The organism is Flectobacillus roseus (genome assembly GCF_030056595.1).
Classification (GTDB): Bacteria; Bacteroidota; Bacteroidia; order Cytophagales; family Spirosomataceae; genus Flectobacillus; species Flectobacillus roseus.
Map to the genome: position 1 here is coordinate 126,777 of NZ_JASHIF010000007.1, position 16,768 is coordinate 143,544.

Consider the following 16,768-nt stretch of genomic DNA (forward strand, 5'->3'; position numbering starts at 1 on the left):
ATAAATGAAATAAGTTTGAGATAAAGAAAAATGGAACTCGTAAAGATAAGGAGATTTTCTCCTCTATATGTGAAGTACACGAAGTATTGATTCACACCTAGTCCTAAAATTCTTTTTTTGAAGATCAGATATTTAGGTTTAGTAAAGGTTTCTCGAATGTAGCGAGTGAGTGATTAGGTAAGAAATTATTTTCCATCAGTAGAGACGCAATGATTGCATCTAAAGCCAAGTAAAATCTAGTATGGTAATATCAAAAAAGCGGTCGAACCATATGTTTTCGACCGCTTTTTTGATAAAAATTTAGAGAATAATCATTACCCCAATATTCGAGATGACTTTTCTTTGATGATTACTCAATAAACTTCTATGGTTTGGGCAAATTAAAATTTAAGTTTTGTGTTTTAGGCAACAGGCCTAAGGCAAAGAGTGTTAAAATGTTTTTTTATAACCACAGCCATGCTTTTTTACAAAGCCCACCGCCGAAAGCTGATACCTGAAAGCCTAATCTTAAATTTTATTTTACCCACTAACTCATTACTCATTTATTCCCAAATCTAGCTTTTGCCCAAGTTTTTCTTTCTTCTTCTGAAAAATATGTCCAAACCAAAATACGGCTTATTTTCTGACCATGTGACATTTCGATAATGTGATAATTGGTAACATCTGTTTTATCGAGGGCTTTGTACAAACTTTTTAGATTATCTTTTTTCGAAACTAAAGACGAAAACCAAAGACAGTTTTTGGCAAAAACTTTACTTTCTTGAATCATTTGCCAAATAAACTTTAGTTCACCACCATCACACCAAAGCTCACGACTTTGTCCACCAAAATTGAGTGAAGCATTTTGCACTTTTTTACCCGTAAGATTCTGCTGTTTACGAATAGAACTCGCAGAAGCCTCTTCAGCAGAGGCATGAAAAGGAGGATTACAAATCACCAAATCGAATAATTCTTGCATACGAATAATACCTTCCAGAATCTGATCGGGACGATTTTGTAAACGAACATCCACGTTATTTTTGAGATTCTGATTAGTAATAACAATATTTTGAGCCGACTTCATGGCTGTTTTATCGACCTCCGAACCAACAAAACGCCATCCGTATTCTGCATGACCAATGATAGGATAAACGCAATTAGCTCCTACCCCAACATCTAGAATTTTGATATCCTTGCCTGTAGGAATTTGACCATTGTTGGCTTCAGCTAATAAATCGGCGGTGTAATGCAAATAGTCTGCACGGCCTGGAATCGGTGGACACAGATAATGCAATGGTATATCCCAATAATCTATTTTGTAAAAAGCCTTCAAAATGGCTTTATTCAACAACTTTACCGCAGCAGGATTGGCAAAGTCGATGGTTTGGCTCCCATATTGATTGATAAATACAAAAGGTTTTAACTCTGGTGACACCTTCATAAGTGCCTCCATATCATATCTTTCTTGATGTTTATTTCTTGAATGAAGCATGTGTTGTATTTGGTAATTTAATGGCTGAGTGAGTGGTAAATGGCTGAATGATGAATGGTGAATTATATGGCCTTTTCACTCATTACAATTCCTTAAATCACAACTCACAAAATTTCTTGAGGGCATCGTACACGATATGCACAGGTAAACCCATAACAGTAAAATAAGAACCTTCGATGCGAGGAATACCGACCATGCCTACAAAATCTTGTACACCATAGCTCCCAGCCTTGTCGAAAGGTTTGCAATTTTCAATATAATAATCAATTTCAGCGTCCGTTAATTCTCTGAAAAATACCTCTGTCGTATCGCTGTAACTTTCGATTGAATCTTTTGTCATTACACATACACCTGTAATTACTTGGTGTTTGCGTCCCGAAAGCTTTTGTAACATCCACTTGGCCTCCGCTTTGTCTTGTGGTTTATTCAAAATCAAACCATCGACTACCACAATTGTGTCGGCAGTTAATATAATTTGGTTGTCGATTTCTTGCTGAAATGCTAAAGCTTTCTTTTTTGCCAAAAATACAGGAACTTCAGGCGCAGGCATCGTATCAGGGAAATCCTCATCTGTTGGTTTTACCTTGACACTAAATTCAAAGCCCGCATCTTTAAGCAATTGTTGTCGACGTGGCGAATTTGACGCTAAAACAAGTGGATAATTTAATGTTAGCATTCTGAGAGTTTTCGTATTTTTGTTTAGATATGATATGCAAATTTCTACAAAATAAGCCAATTATACCCACAAAACCTTGTAGGAACATGAGCCTGAGTGAAATTGTCGCACTGGTTTCAATGACCTTTTGGCTATTATTTGCGCCAATATCTGCTCAGGCTCAACAAAAAGATTCTATTCAAGCCTTCATTCCTGAAGATTATCAGGTAAAAAAGAACAAAGAGGATAGTCTACTTTATTCTAATTTGAAAAAACGTTTTTCAAAAAATCGAGTTCTCAACGAAATTTATCATGCCCTCTTCAAGGATGTATACAACCAAAACGCAGCAGGTCAGGAAGTAGTAAAAATTGATGAAAATCCCTTTCAAGAGTTTGAGGGAAGAGTAGTGCGTAAAATTTATGTTAAAACTCTTCGAGTATTTGGCGAAAGTGTCAATGATACCGCTCGCAAAGCGCAAGGTTTTGAAAAGTTTTTTAGCGCACTACATACCAATACTAGAGAAAGTATTATCCGAAAATCCTTCCTATTATTTCATACTGGCGATATCATCGATGCCGACCGACTTCGTGACAACGAGCGTGTAATGCGTAACAGTACCATATTGCATGATGCTCGTATTTTGGTAGTACCAGATGAGCAATATCCCAACTTAGTCGACTTGTTGGTAATCACACAAGACATCTGGTCCTTAATTCCTGATGTCAATTTTGGCGGTTTTGACCGTTATGATTTAAGTATCAATCAAGTAAACTTTCGAGGACTGGGACATTCTTGGCGAAATACTTTTTATATCAACCAAAAAGAATCGCCCAAACTCGAATATGCCACCACTTACACCATTCCATATATTGGTCGTTCTTTTATTACAGGACAATTGGATTTGTCTTTTCGCAGACAAACCAATCGCTATGCCTTGCGTTTTTTCAGACCATTTCTAACGCCTGAAATGAAAATGGCAGGAGGTTTTGAAATGAGTCACGACCGAGATTTGCGAGTTACCACAAGAGGATATGATGCTCGAACACTCATGCAAAATGACACCTTACCTTTGTATTTCCCAACAGTAAAGAATTATGTAGATTTTTGGTTAGCCCGTTCTTACAAACTCCCTTTTTTAAGTCCAGAAAATCAAGCTCGTACCCGCTTTATTGTTGGACTAAGATTTACCAGTATCAATTACACCCAACGCCCCATTGTCACAGCCGATACCAACCAGCTTTTTCGCAACCAAGAACAATATTTAGTCGGCATTGGCTTTTCGAATAGACGCTACAAACGGGATTTTTTGATTTATGGCTTCGGGATTACTGAAGACGTTCCCTATGGTTATCTAGCTACTTTTGTGGCGGGAAAAGAATATTCGGATGCTTTTGGCAGTCGCTTTTATTCGGGGATAAAACTGGCAAGAGGACAGTATCTCAACAATTCTGGCTATTTATATGCCTTACTCAATGCGGGTGCTTATACCAATGGCACCGCAGGGGTAAGTATCGAATCTAATTATTTTTCAAGATTATATACACTTCCAAAAGCCAAATTACGCCATTTTATCAATCTCAAATATGCCTTTGGTGTGCAGCGCTACACAGGCGAATATCTCAATATCAATGGTGAAAATGGAATTTTGGGCATCAATAGCGATCAACTTTGGGGTAGTAAAAAACTTGCTCTGGGTTATCAAGCGGTTTGGTTCTCAAAAGTCAACTTTGTGGGGTTTCGCTTAGCGCCATTTTTCCAATTAGATATGGCTTTTGTTACCCCTAGAAATCAATTTTTATTCACCAAGTATCCCTACACTGGGATAGGTTTGGGGGTAAGATTGCGAAACGAGAACCTAACGTTCAATACTTTTCAACTCAAATTTACCTATTTCCCCAACTTGCCTAACATAGGAGTGCTCAATGCTTCTTTTAGTGATACCTACAATTATCGCCTCAAAGACTTTGATATTTCGGCACCAGAAATCGTGCCCTTCCGATAATTGAGTATATTTGCAATCAATTAACCACCTCCGTTGAATACTTCTCTTAACTTGATGTAAAGCTCTGGCTTCTTGCAGAAAGATTACCATTTATAATTGTACAAAAATCCACGTTAATGGACATTTTCGGAAGAGTATTCGCTACTCTTGTTAATACTTTGTATCATTATAATCTTCTCAAAGCTAGGTCCGTACACATTAAATTTAAAATTATGTCTATTGAAAAAGATATTAAGCAAAAATCTTTTGCGAATCCTTACCAAAAACTAACCGTAAACATGATGTTTACCAATAACTGGTTAGTGTCGGAATTTAGTCAAATTATAAAACCCTATTCGCTGAGCGAACAACAATATAGCGTTCTAAAAATTTTACAGCTCTCTTATCCTACCCCACTCTGTATCAATACGATTATCGAAAATATGAGAGACCAAATGTCTAATGTTTCGAGACTGGTAGATAAACTTGAGCAGAAAGGTTTTGTCGAAAGAAGAAAATCGCCCACTGACAAACGGGTTGTAGAAGTACTTATTACAGAAGAAGGCTTGGACGTAACCAATGAACTCAATGATCTAATTGAGGTTTGGGAATCACAAAGCATTCAAATGAGTCAAACAGAACTTGAACAATTGGAAACCCTACTTCAAAAACTCCAAGAAGATGCTTCATTGGCAACTAAAAGGTATGTGAGTGGCGAATGAAACTGAGTTACCTTGAATGATTTGGTGCCATTTTTAGGAAAATCTATCACGAAAACCTCTATATTTTATTTAATCAGGAAAAAATAAACAAATTAACTTATTGATTTTCAGACTACTAATTAACATTAACAAAAAATTAACATTTTAATGTATTGACATCAAATGTTTTTACATTAAATTTGTATCATCAAATTATGAGTATCGAACAAGACATACAGCAAAAAGCATTCAAATCACCTTATACCAAGGCCGTTGTGAATATTATGTATACCAACAACTGGCTTTGTTCATTACAAAGTGATTTATTGAAACGTTACGATGTAACGTTGCAGCAATATAATGTTTTGAGAATTCTGAGAGGGCAGCACCCAAATCCTATTACAGTATGTGGGATTATTGAGCGTATGCTTGACAAAATGTCAAATGCCTCAAGATTAGTTGATAAGCTTATTCTGAAAGATTTGGTAATCCGTAAAGAATGTCCACATGACCGTCGTCAGGTAGATGTTATTATTACAGACAAAGGCTTAGATTTATTGGCAGAACTAGACAATCAACAATCTGAATGGGAAGCAGCACTTCATAAGTTAACGCCAGAAGAAGCGCTTACATTAAGTCATCTTTTAGACAAACTCAGAGGCTCAGCTGAATAATCGGTATTTTCTGAATTGTATTAAACTCCTTATTATTAATATTCACTAAAATTTTTTTCAATAAAATGAAAGCAATTAAATTCATCGCAAGTTTATTTGTATCTGCAACGGTATTGAGTACAGCTATCGCTGGTAACGCTCCTAAAAAAGCTGCTGAAGGTTTGGCAGTAGATACTAAAGGTTCTAAAATCCACTGGTTGGCTAAAAAAGTAACTGGTCAACACGAAGGATTTATCAGCATCAGCAACGGTAACCTTTCAGTAGCTAAAGGTAAAGTAACAGGTGGTACTTTCACAATCGATATGAAATCTATCGTTTGTACTGACATCACTGACGCTGGTTACAACCAAAAATTCATCAGCCACATCACTACAGGTGATTTCTTCGAAGTAGAAAAATTCCCAACTGCTACTTTCAAAATCACTAAAGTTGCTGGTTCAAACATCACTGGTGATTTGACTTTGCACGGTATCACAAAATCTATCACTTTCCCTGCTACAATTACTTCTGCTGCTGGTAAAGTAACTGCAACTGCTAAAATCCCAGTTGACCGTACAGACTTCAACATCAAATATGGTTCTAAGAAATTCTTCGAATCTATCGGTGACAAAGCTATCGACGATGTATTCAACTTGGATGTAACTTTGGTAGCTGGTAAATAATCCACCCAAAGCTCTCCGAGCTCTATATAAAAAAGCCCTGCAAATGATTGCAGGGCTTTTTTTGTGGTTTCTATTCTTTCTTAATTACTATATTATTCGTTTCTTCTTTGATTCTTTTAACTTTTTCAAAAATTCCTAATTAGTATGCTTGCATAATAATTTTATTTATCCCAAATTGCTTTATAATAGAATTTTACTTTCAAAAAATATAGTAAAATAAAGTCAAGATGGAGACATAAAATATTCCATAAGGTATTTTATTCATCTGTCTTACTTTAAAATCTTTAACCTAAAATAGCTATGTTTAACCAACCAATGCTAAGAGACGGAGCCTTACAAGGTAAGACCATTGTAGTGACAGGAGGAGGTACTGGACTAGGAAAATCTATGTCGAAATACTTTCTAGAATTAGGAGCAAATGTAGTTATTGCCTCCCGCAAACTCCCTGTATTGGAAGCCACAGCCAAAGAATTAGAAGAACTTACGGGTGGCAAAATCCTTCCAGTTGCTTGTGATGCGCGTAACTACGACGAGGTAGAAAATGTACTCAAAACAGCAATAGAGCACTTTGGTAGTGTGGAAGGCTTGGTTAATAATGCCGCTGGAAACTTTATCAGTCCTACCGAACGACTTACGCACAAGGCCTTTGATGTAGTCGTTGATATCGTATTGAAAGGTACATATAATTTTAGCTTGGCATTTGGAAAATATTGGATAGAAAACAACATTAAAGGAACTGTCATGAGTATTGTGACAACTTATTCTTGGACTGGTTCTGGTTATGTGGTACCTTCAGCGACAGCCAAAGCAGGTGTGTTAGCATTGACACGCTCCTTGGCGGTGGAATGGGGCTACAAATACGGTATCCGATTCAATGCCATCGCTCCAGGTCCGTTTCCAACAGAGGGGGCATGGGAAAGACTATTTCCTGCCGAAGCTATGGGACATGACCTTGCTAAAAAGTTTGACCCAGCAAGCCGTATTCCTCTCAAACGAGTGGGCGATCATCAAGAATTAGCTAATTTGGCGGCATTTCTGATGTCTGATTTCTCGTCATATATCAATGGCGAAGTTATTACGATTGATGGAGGTGAGTGGCTGATGGGCGCAGGTGAATTTTCGGCCTTGAACGAAGTACCAGACGAAAAATGGGATATGATTGCTCGTGCTGTGAGAGGCAAAAAATAAGATTAAAGTAAAAAGAATTATGAGTTAGGACTTTCTAACTATTGTGGATTTGGGATTTCTGATTGCGGAAAAATAGAAGCACATACTTCCAAAATCAGAAATCCCAAATAAATAGTTTTTCTAATCCTTTGTACACTACAAATTCATTACTCAAAAATCCAACCACTTACTTCATTATCAACACTTTGCTAAATATAATTTGATTATTGGGTAATTGTAATTTCAAAAAATAAGCACCATTTTGAATCGATTCAGGAAACTCTACCCGATATTCTTCCCCTACTCTATTCGATTTAATATCAATAATTTCTTGTCCATTACTGGAAAATACTTGTAGTTGCTTCACATCATTTACTCCCTGAATCGTAAGGTAAGTACTGGCAGGATTCGGAAAGATTTTTACCGATACACTAGGGTTCTCGACACCCAAAACTTGTGAATAATCAATCACCAACTTTGTATCAGTGTACACAACCGACCCATCGGCAAGTGTCAGTTTTAATCTGTAATAAGCAAATACTTCTTTCGGTCGAATCACAGACCATTTTCCCTCCAAAGTGCTATTGGCATTTTCGATGTACACATCTGTAAAATTCTGCTGATTATTACTGTATTGAACCGTGATTTTGGTAGGTGCATAAGCTTCGACATACGACCAACTCAAATGCAACGAATCTGTCTTTTCAACCAATGTAAATTGATTTAAAGGAGTCCAGCTACCTGACAAAGTAAACGTATTGGAAAGTGTACTTTGCAAAAAAGGTGCTTCAGAAACAATTCTGAGACGATACACCTCAAGAGGTGACACATTCTGAATATTGATAGTCACAGGGCTATTTGTTCCTTGTCCAACCTGTGCTACAAATTTTCCATCTTTATCCAATAGTTCTACTCGATAGGTTTTATTCTGACTGGTACTTCCTTGAAAATAAACCGCAAAATTTCGTCCGAATGGTAGATGTGAAGGTAATAATCGAGGCACTAAAGTGGCTTGAGGTTGGTACGGAATAGCCTTTTTGAAAAAAGTTGTGTCCATCGTACGCATCCATGCTGTAGCAGCTAGTGTTAGTCCCTGAATACCATTTTTGACATTTTCTAAATGCCCGTGAGCAATAGGTCTAGGATTTTGAATAGTATCTGTTTCGGGTCCAGCAAAGGTATTGGGTACATTTTTGAGAATTGCATTTTGTCCTTTAATAACCAAATCTGCCCATTCATTACGGCTCGAAACTGTTGAGCGGGCAATTGACCAAGGCATATTGTAGCCAAAAACTTGACGAGACTTTTCAATCAAATTCTTTACATTAGCTTCATAATTTTGTGCAGAAGTCTGATTATGAGCAGCATCCGATTCTCCTTGCATCCACAAAACCGCTCGAAGTCCTGTATGCGAAGCCAAATACTGCAAGGTATTTTTGAGATTTGCATAAGGTTGTTGGTTAGGCCAATACTTATTAACATACTGATTATAAGCCAACTCTCCATTAGCAGATTTACTCCAGTTTTCGGAAGTAGCAGCCGCCCAACCACAGTTTAATAAAAAAACAGGAACTTGATATTTCTGAACGATTTTGTCTGCCAACTCACCCCACAACCATGCCGACTCTCCCGATGGATACATATTAGAATTTGCCAAAGCCCTCTCCATTTTGTGCAGCACCAGCGGCGTGTTAGGAGCAACGGTAAGGTTATCTTTCTCATCCAAATATTTATTCAAATCATTGATAACAATTACTTTTTCTGAAGCATCCTTAGAACCCAAACCCTGCACGCCCATAGCGTTAGACTGCCCCGCAATCAAGAATACCTCTCCCACCCCTATCTGCTCGATAATCTTTTCGTCGATAATCGTATTATTGACCCAAGCACGTACATACAAGTCATAAAAACCTGCATTTACTTTTACTTTTCCAGAAAATTCATGATTCAAAACATTAGTTGCAAGGATATTCCAGCCTTTGGCAGGCTTACCTATTTCGACTAATTGATACTCGATTTTAGTAGCAGCAACATTGGTATATCCAGTAATCACCAAATCGGCTTGATGGGAAAGATTTTGTTGTAAAATCAAACGATTGATAGGGTGCAAAATAGTCATTTGCCCCCAAACGTAACAGGGATATAGTAACAATAGCAAGAAAATCCACAATCTGGAGGTCTTCATGGAGCAAGGAATTTGTTTAAATACGTGGCCTATAATTCAGAAGATTCAAGGATTTGTTCGAATGAACGATGTGTGGAAGTGAAATACGGCTATGAAATATAAAATAGCTTTAGGCAAAATAGCTGAGATTGCCTAAAGCTTGTAATCGATACTACAATTTGGGCGTCAAACCTAGTTTACGACCCTCTTCAATAATAAATGGCATTCCTGACTCCATCGTGTTTTCTATTTGCCCTTCGATAATAGCTTCTCGAACAGCAATTTTGATAATACCAACCTCCTTGGAAGGAGTTAGACCAAACGTTTCCATAATGATTTCGCCTGTAATAACAGGTTGAAAATTACGTAGTCTATCGCTTTCCTCCACCTCTTTGAGTTTCACTTCAACTATGTCAAAATTACGAAGGTAGCGCTTTACTTTTTCTCCATTTTTAGAAGTAATATCTGCACGACATAAAATCATGAGTCCTTCCAAATTTTCACCTGCTTCAAAAAGTAACCTCCTCAACGCAGAGTCAGTGATGGTCTCTTTTGACAAAGCAATAGGACGTAAATGCAAACGAACCAAGTTTTTTACATAACGCATTTTCTCGTTGAGCGGCAAGCGCATATTCGTAAAAATTGGTTTTACCATTTTAGCCCCCAACTCCTCATGTCCATGAAAAGTCCATCCTTTTTTCTTATCAAAACGCTTGGTGGCAGGCTTGGCAATATCATGCAAAATAGCCGCCCAACGAGTCCACAAGTCGTCCGACTTTTTGGCGACATTATCCAATACTTGTAATGTATGGTAAAAATTATCTTTATGCCCTTTGCCCTCCTCTGTTTCTACTCCTTTTAATAGACAGAACTCAGGGAAGATCAGTTGCAACAAACCGCAAGAATCTAATAATTTAAACCCATAAGAAGGTACTTTCGAAAGAATAATCTTATTCAATTCTTCGGTAATACGTTCTTTCGAAATAATCGAAATACGATCTTTCATCGACAACAAAGCATCGAAAGTATCAGGGTGAATGTCGAAGTTTAATTGCGTTGCAAAACGCACCGCACGCATCATTCTCAGAGGGTCATCAGAGAAAGTAATGCCTGGCTCGAGTGGTGTTTTAACAATTTTTCTTCTCAAGTCAGAAACACCATCAAATGGATCCAACAATTGTCCAAAATCACTCTTGTTCAAGGATATAGCCATCGCATTGATGGTAAAATCTCTACGATTTTGATCGTCTTCCAAAGTTCCATCCTCCACAATTGGTTTGCGGGAATCGCTACGATATGACTCTTTTCTTGCTCCTACAAACTCGACTTCCCAATCATCAATACGAATCATTGCCGTTCCAAAATTTTTGAACACAGACAAGTACGTATCTTCACGTCCAGAATTTTTGGCTACTAATTCAGCCAATTCTATTCCCGAACCAACGCACACAATATCAATGTCTTTTGAAGGACGATTTAAAATTAAATCACGAACAAATCCACCAACCACAAAGGCTCGAACATTCAGCTGTTGTGCCGAATCCGCTACTAATTGGAAAATGGGGTTATTATTTAAAGTTTCTGTAAAATTCATACAATTGTTTTGTAAAAGACTCTGAAGCTATAGCTCCCTTCTTTTCATTCTCTGATGACAATTGAACAAAGTATTCGCTTTGAGTCAATGGTCTGTTGGGCATTAGTACTGTAAAAAGGATTTGAGACTATTTCAGATTTGGGATTTCTGATTTCGGAAATAAAGTAAAATACCTTTGTTTTTTACAAAATATAGCAACTTACACTCCCGAAATCCAACATCCGATATCAGCAATAAATGGTTTTTATAATCCTTCGTACTTGACTAATTGGGGTTTACCATTTCTTAAACTCAATACAAGTATGGTAAACGGGCAATCGTGAAATATTGCTATTTTCTGATAAACTCAAACTCTCCGTACATCCCAATCTTAACAATCTGAGAAGGTTGGGCGTTTAGGTTTTCACCTTTAGGATTTTTAAGAATATAATCTACATTGTCGATAATTGACTGGTCAATGTCTGAAAACTGTGTAGGACTTGGTTGTCCTGAAATGTTCGCCGAAGTAGAGACAATCGCTCTTTCCATACGATGCACCAAACCTTTACAGAATTCATCCTTTACCAAACGAATAGCAACACTGCCATCTGGTCCCATCAAGTTTGGCGCTAGATTTTTACCTTTAGGATAAATGACTGTTAGAGGTTTTTCGGCAAACTCTACCAAATTCCAAGCAATTTCAGGCACTTCAACTAGATATTCAGAAAGCTGTTCGATTTTTGAGATAAGCACGATAAATGCCTTATTTGCGGGACGATGCTTAATTGACAAGATTTTCTCTACAGCTTTTTCGTTACGAGCATCGCAACCTAATCCCCAGATTGTATCAGATGGGTAAAGCAAAGTATCACCTTTCTTCAAATGTGTCAATGCCTCTCTATATAATTCTACCATTGTTTTAAATATTAGTCTTAGCAAAGAAACTATTGCTATTTGCACAAAGTATTTTCTGGAAAACGGTGTTCCAAAACTTTTGTTTTTTCAATTTTCACGCAAAGATACAACATTCTATCCTTCTTCGAGGATTTTCATAAAAGGATACCCTATATCATTTTTGACTAGTTGGGCTAGATTGTTGTGGCGCGTAGGCCATTTTACGAATATAAAGTACTTCCGACCCCATAGCATTGTCACTTCTGGCAGGTACTTGGCGTGTTCCCCAAATCAAAAAATACTTATCGTACCAAGCTGCCACTTCGGCTTCTTCGTCGATACGACGGTTTTCAATATCTGACTTTATTTCAAACAATTCTTTGTCTGAAGAACCTTTTCCATTGTGTAGATTTTGAAGATTCAATTTTCCTTTCTCCAAATAGGTCGTTATCCAATCGCCTTTGTATTGAGACACTTGTACTTGCTCCACCAAACCACTCCCTTCAAGAGAACCTAATGAAACGGCATCGTCCCAAAGTACTTTCCCATCCTTCGTAAACTCGCAAACAATGGCGTGCGTATAACGATAACGCCCTGCTCTAGCTCGCATTCGTTGCGCTTGGGCAATACTTATGGGAGCATAATTGTACATTCCTAGGGTATTGTTATTGTTAGGAGAATAATAATAGACCTCTGCCAATACCAATGCGCCTTTTTCTGTTTTAATCAAATCATGTACTTGTAACAAATAACTAAAGTTGGTTTCCTTGCCCTCTGTCTTCTTCTTCGCTATTTTTTCTTTTAGTTTTTGCTGACGTTTGGGAGATAAGTATCCAAAAAAATTACTCAACTCAGAAAAATCAATCATGGTTGTTCCTGTTTGCTCACCATTTTCAAAATGAGTCAGATACAAGCCTCTCGAATAATTACTGCAATTGGTGGAAAAATTACCAACCAAAATCGTTTCATGCTCAGACATAGGCAGGAGTCTACCGCTGACAAAATTGACATTTTTCTGATCTTCTAAAGGCACATGATTGGTTCTCAGCAAATCACCCATATATGAATAAGATAGTAAAGACATACTGCAAATGCCTTTCCTTCTTTCATTGATGATCACGTTGACTTCGTTACGTATTTCATCAATCTCCAAAGAATTAATCGTTACATTTTTGTCGTATATTCCTGATAAAACTTTTGTAGTAGCGTTAAAAAAAGCAAATGATATAACTACTGGTTTTTCAAAATAAGTACCTGCAAAATAGGCTGAGTTTCCTAAAACTTTAAAATGACTAATGGTTCGCAGGCCTACTAATTTTCCTTTAAATTCATCTATTTCGCCCAAACTCAAGTTGACACGCGTAATGACAAAATCATCGGCCTCTGCCTCGGCAAATAGAAAATACATATAGTCGGCATTTGAATAGGTCAACAGGTTTTCCATTCTTACAGGTGGTATATACTTTGTATTCCACAGCTCTCTGAGCGTAGAATCTATTCTGTAAAACTCCCATTGGCTATTTCTCCCAAATATTTCAGCATTATCAAGAACCACCAAAGCGCCTCTTTCTTTCAGCGGAATTACAGACCAGTCCTTCGTTTTGCCATATTCTTTGATATACTCTACATCATTCACCTTATCCAATTGAGCCCAAACTGAAAAGTTTACCAAACAACAAAGCATACAAAGAAGCCCAAGGCCAATACGCCAAAAATTATTCCTAACAATAGGAAAAACCCGAAAGGAAGAGATGAAGATAGTAAGGTGTTTTTTCATAGTATCGGTAAAAGGTTTTTGCTAGAATTAAACGGAAAATTAGTTCTGTTTTAATGGAAAACAAACATTATATCAGATTGTTATCTTTCTGTATCTCTTTTACAATTTACACATTTCAAAGGTTCTGAAAAAGAAAAAGCAGAGAGGTTTTCTTTTTCAGATATGGTTATCGAAGGGATTTTGGCTAATTTTGCACTTCGGTAGAAGGTACACTTCGTCAAATACGATTTTTTGCCATACTTAATGGTCTTCACTTTCTTCCTTTTAGTAAACACTGGAAAATTTTCCTAGCGCAATGAATATCGAAAAAATACTCCAAGACAGTATTCAAGCTGCCCTTTTGGCCGAGTTTGAAGTTTCCGAACCAACTATAGCCCTTCAGCCTACTCGTAAGGATTTTGAAGGATTTTACACATTTGTGGTTTTTCCCTATGTCAAAGCTCTTCGCAAGTCTCCTGTAGAAATTGGAAATGCCATCGGAAATTACTTGGTCAACAATACTACTGTTGTTAGTACCTTCAATGTAGTACAAGGCTTTTTGAATATTTCTATTGCCGATACTGCTTGGATGGATACTTTCAATCACCTTAGAAGTGATGCTTCGTTTGGTCAGCTCGCTGCCAAAAACGAAACTGTCATGGTAGAATACTCTTCTCCCAACACCAACAAGCCTCTTCACTTAGGTCACCTTCGTAACAACTTTTTGGGATACTCTGTAGCTCAAATCTTGGATGCCAACGGCTACGATGTAATCAAGGCCAACCTTGTAAACGACCGTGGTATTCATATTTGTAAGTCGATGTTGGCTTACCAAAAATTTGGTCAAAACGAAACACCCGCTTCAGCTAACCTAAAAGGCGACCACTTGGTGGGTAAATATTATGTAGAGTTTGACAAACACTATAAAGTAGAAGTAGAAGCCCTAAAAGCCGAAGGTATGTCGGAAGACGATGCCAAAAAGCAAGCGCCATTGATGAAAGAAGCACAAGAAATGCTTTTGAAATGGGAACAAGGCGACGAAGAAGTAGTAGCTCTTTGGCAAAAAATGAATGATTGGGTTTTTGATGGCTTCAATCAAACATACCAAACCATGGGCGTAAGCTTTGACAAAATTTACAAAGAATCTAATACCTATCTTTTAGGAAAAGAAACCGTAGAAGAAGGTTTAGCTTCAGGAGTTTTCTTCCAGAAAGAAGATGGCTCGGTATGGATTGACCTTGCAGATGAAGGTCTTGACCAAAAATTAGTACTTCGTAAAGATGGTACTTCGGTATATATCACCCAAGATATGGGCACAGCCGATTTGAAATACAAAGATTTCGGTATGTCAAAATCACTTTATGTGGTTGGTAACGAGCAAGATTATCACTTTGAGGTATTGTTCAAAATTTTGAAAAAATTAGGTCGTCCTTACGCTGAAGGTTGCTACCATTTGAGTTATGGTATGGTTGACTTACCTTCAGGAAAAATGAAATCAAGAGAAGGCACTGTGGTAGATGCCGACGACTTGATGCAAGAAATGAAGGATACCGCTCGTGAGCGTACCAACGAATTAGGTAAAATCGACGGATTTACTCCTGAAGAAGCAGAAGAACTATACAGTACTTTGGCAATGGGTGCCTTGAAATATTTCTTATTGAAAGTGGATCCGAAGAAACGTATGCTTTTCAATCCAGCCGAATCTATTGACTTCCAAGGAAATACGGGACCATTCATTCAATACACGCACGCACGTATTTGTTCGATTTTGAAAAAGGCAGAAGGTCAAAATATCAATATCGAAGAAGCAAGTGCATACACTAGTTTGCATGAAGTAGAGCGTGAAATCATTTTTGCATTGAGCGAATATCCAAGAAAAGTTGCCGATGCAGGACGAGAATATTCACCAGCCTTAATTGCACAATATGTGTATGACTTGGCAAAATCATATAACCGTCTATTTGCTGAATTGAGCATTTTTAGTGCTGAAAGTCCAGAAGCGATGCAGTTCAGAGTACAGCTTTCAAAAGCAGTTGGCGAAACAATTAAGAAGGCTATGGCGTTATTAGGTATAAAAGTACCAACAAGAATGTAATCCGTTTGTCGAATATTCAGACTTTAACCTGTTTTTCGCTTGATTGGATTGGCAATATTGGATAACTTTCAGCTTTAGTATTTATGAAAAAGCCCTTGTTTATCATCCTTTTAACAATCGTAACTGTCATGATTCTTAAACTTTTGAAAGTAGGAAGCTTGCTAGGAGCATTAGCACTTCCTTTTACCAAAAACTCTATCGAAAACAGACCTGTGAACACTGAATTTGCAGCTAAAAAAACGCTTTATGATTTCAAGATGAAATCATTAGAAGGCAAAGACGTAAATCTTGCGGACTATAAGGGTAAAAAAGTGATTATCCTAAATACTGCTTCAAAATGTGGTTATACACCACAATACGCTGACTGGGAAGCTTTTTATCAAGCCAACAAAGCGAAAGTAGTAGTATTAGGTTTTCCAGCGAATGAATTTGGTGGACAAGAGCCTGGTTCAAATAGTGAAATTGCATCTTTCTGTCAAAAAAACTATGGTGTTTCATTCCCAATGTTTGAAAAAGTTGTAGTAAAAGGCGAAGGCAAATGTGATTTGTACAAATGGCTTACTACAAAAGAATTAAACGGTTGGAACGACAAAGAACCAAGTTGGAACTTCTGTAAATACTTGATTAACGAAAAAGGAGAGTTAACAAACTTTTTTGCTTCAGGCGTAAAACCAAATAGCAAAGAATTCCAAGATGCGTTGAACAAGTAATCATGAATCTTTTTTGATAACTTGAAATACGCTTTAGGCAGTAAGCCGTAGACATTAGGCAAAAATTGTATTCATAATTTTGTTAGAAATACTTTTTGCTTACGGCATATAGCTTAATGCCTATTACAGGTAAAATAAATTTATTTTACCCACTAACTTATTTCAAGTAAAAACATCTAAATACCGAATGTACAGGTTATTTTTGTAGCTGTATATTCGGTATTTTTATTGGATAAAGGTTCGTCGTCTAGCGTATGGTTAGCG

Annotated in this window: 13 protein-coding genes; 7 read left to right on the forward strand and 6 right to left on the reverse strand. The window is 37.2% G+C overall.

Annotated features, from left to right (window positions below; genetic code table 11):
• Positions 1-538: 538 nt before the first annotated feature.
• Positions 539-1,471 carry a 23S rRNA (adenine(1618)-N(6))-methyltransferase RlmF gene (gene rlmF, locus QM524_RS07645; protein WP_283344121.1) on the reverse strand — a complete coding sequence of 311 codons (933 nt, stop codon included), beginning with the start codon at positions 1,469-1,471 and terminating at the stop codon, positions 539-541.
• Between the two features lie 97 nt (positions 1,472-1,568).
• Positions 1,569-2,147, reverse strand: coding sequence for a Maf family nucleotide pyrophosphatase (locus QM524_RS07650; RefSeq protein ID WP_095160347.1), 579 nt, complete (start codon positions 2,145-2,147; stop codon positions 1,569-1,571).
• A gap of 86 nt (positions 2,148-2,233) precedes the next feature.
• Between QM524_RS07650 and QM524_RS07655 the strand changes: the two genes are divergently transcribed.
• The 5 genes from QM524_RS07655 (at position 2,234) to QM524_RS07675 (ending at position 7,333) form a co-directional block, all read left to right on the forward strand.
• Positions 2,234-4,129, forward strand: a complete 1,896-nt coding sequence (locus QM524_RS07655) for a hypothetical protein (protein WP_283344122.1) — start codon at positions 2,234-2,236, stop codon at positions 4,127-4,129.
• 212 nt (positions 4,130-4,341) lie between these two features.
• Positions 4,342-4,830, forward strand: coding sequence for a MarR family winged helix-turn-helix transcriptional regulator (locus QM524_RS07660; RefSeq protein WP_176464331.1), 489 nt, complete (start codon positions 4,342-4,344; stop codon positions 4,828-4,830).
• A 194-nt stretch (positions 4,831-5,024) separates the two neighbouring features.
• The gene (locus QM524_RS07665) at positions 5,025-5,483 is read left to right on the forward strand and encodes a MarR family winged helix-turn-helix transcriptional regulator (RefSeq protein ID WP_095160344.1); all 459 of its coding nucleotides are present in this window, start codon (positions 5,025-5,027) and stop codon (positions 5,481-5,483) included.
• 65 nt (positions 5,484-5,548) lie between these two features.
• Positions 5,549-6,145, forward strand: a complete 597-nt coding sequence (locus QM524_RS07670) for a YceI family protein (RefSeq protein WP_166579483.1) — start codon at positions 5,549-5,551, stop codon at positions 6,143-6,145.
• A gap of 300 nt (positions 6,146-6,445) precedes the next feature.
• Positions 6,446-7,333 carry an SDR family oxidoreductase gene (locus tag QM524_RS07675; RefSeq protein ID WP_229242205.1) on the forward strand — a complete coding sequence of 296 codons (888 nt, stop codon included), beginning with the start codon at positions 6,446-6,448 and terminating at the stop codon, positions 7,331-7,333.
• Positions 7,334-7,499: 166 nt separating this feature from the next.
• Here QM524_RS07675 and QM524_RS07680 read toward each other — a convergent pair whose 3' ends face one another.
• The 4 genes from QM524_RS07680 to QM524_RS07695 form a co-directional block, all read right to left on the reverse strand.
• Positions 7,500-9,497 carry a sialate O-acetylesterase gene (locus QM524_RS07680; RefSeq protein WP_283344123.1) on the reverse strand — a complete coding sequence of 666 codons (1,998 nt, stop codon included), beginning with the start codon at positions 9,495-9,497 and terminating at the stop codon, positions 7,500-7,502.
• Between the two features lie 151 nt (positions 9,498-9,648).
• Positions 9,649-11,070 (reverse strand): CCA tRNA nucleotidyltransferase, encoded by a 1,422-nt coding sequence (locus tag QM524_RS07685; RefSeq protein ID WP_095160341.1) that lies wholly within the window; start codon positions 11,068-11,070, stop codon positions 9,649-9,651.
• 330 nt (positions 11,071-11,400) lie between these two features.
• Complete coding sequence (locus tag QM524_RS07690) at positions 11,401-11,964, reverse strand: L-threonylcarbamoyladenylate synthase (RefSeq protein WP_095160340.1); 564 nt, start codon at positions 11,962-11,964, stop codon at positions 11,401-11,403.
• A gap of 154 nt (positions 11,965-12,118) precedes the next feature.
• Positions 12,119-13,720, reverse strand: a complete 1,602-nt coding sequence (locus QM524_RS07695) for a hypothetical protein (protein ID WP_283344124.1) — start codon at positions 13,718-13,720, stop codon at positions 12,119-12,121.
• A 295-nt stretch (positions 13,721-14,015) separates the two neighbouring features.
• Here QM524_RS07695 and argS point away from each other — a divergent pair, with 295 nt between their 5' ends.
• On the forward strand, positions 14,016-15,794 hold the full coding sequence (gene argS / locus QM524_RS07700) for an arginine--tRNA ligase (protein ID WP_283344125.1): 1,779 nt from the start codon (positions 14,016-14,018) through the stop codon (positions 15,792-15,794).
• An 83-nt stretch (positions 15,795-15,877) separates the two neighbouring features.
• Positions 15,878-16,504 carry a glutathione peroxidase gene (locus tag QM524_RS07705; protein WP_283344126.1) on the forward strand — a complete coding sequence of 209 codons (627 nt, stop codon included), beginning with the start codon at positions 15,878-15,880 and terminating at the stop codon, positions 16,502-16,504.
• Positions 16,505-16,768: the final 264 nt, after the last annotated feature.

Excerpts from the sequence above, each read along its gene's own strand:
- rlmF (WP_283344121.1), bottom strand. The coding sequence starts at position 1,471 with ATGCTTCATTCAAGAAATAAACATCAAGAAAGATATGATATGGAGGCA.
- QM524_RS07650 (WP_095160347.1), bottom strand. The coding sequence starts at position 2,147 with ATGCTAACATTAAATTATCCACTTGTTTTAGCGTCAAATTCGCCACGT.
- QM524_RS07655 (WP_283344122.1), top strand. The coding sequence starts at position 2,234 with ATGAGCCTGAGTGAAATTGTCGCACTGGTTTCAATGACCTTTTGGCTA.
- QM524_RS07660 (WP_176464331.1), top strand. The coding sequence starts at position 4,342 with ATGTCTATTGAAAAAGATATTAAGCAAAAATCTTTTGCGAATCCTTAC.
- QM524_RS07665 (WP_095160344.1), top strand. The coding sequence starts at position 5,025 with ATGAGTATCGAACAAGACATACAGCAAAAAGCATTCAAATCACCTTAT.
- QM524_RS07670 (WP_166579483.1), top strand. The coding sequence starts at position 5,549 with ATGAAAGCAATTAAATTCATCGCAAGTTTATTTGTATCTGCAACGGTA.
- QM524_RS07675 (WP_229242205.1), top strand. The coding sequence starts at position 6,446 with ATGTTTAACCAACCAATGCTAAGAGACGGAGCCTTACAAGGTAAGACC.
- QM524_RS07680 (WP_283344123.1), bottom strand. The coding sequence starts at position 9,497 with ATGAAGACCTCCAGATTGTGGATTTTCTTGCTATTGTTACTATATCCC.
- QM524_RS07685 (WP_095160341.1), bottom strand. The coding sequence starts at position 11,070 with ATGAATTTTACAGAAACTTTAAATAATAACCCCATTTTCCAATTAGTA.
- QM524_RS07690 (WP_095160340.1), bottom strand. The coding sequence starts at position 11,964 with ATGGTAGAATTATATAGAGAGGCATTGACACATTTGAAGAAAGGTGAT.
- QM524_RS07695 (WP_283344124.1), bottom strand. The coding sequence starts at position 13,720 with ATGAAAAAACACCTTACTATCTTCATCTCTTCCTTTCGGGTTTTTCCT.
- argS (WP_283344125.1), top strand. The coding sequence starts at position 14,016 with ATGAATATCGAAAAAATACTCCAAGACAGTATTCAAGCTGCCCTTTTG.
- QM524_RS07705 (WP_283344126.1), top strand. The coding sequence starts at position 15,878 with ATGAAAAAGCCCTTGTTTATCATCCTTTTAACAATCGTAACTGTCATG.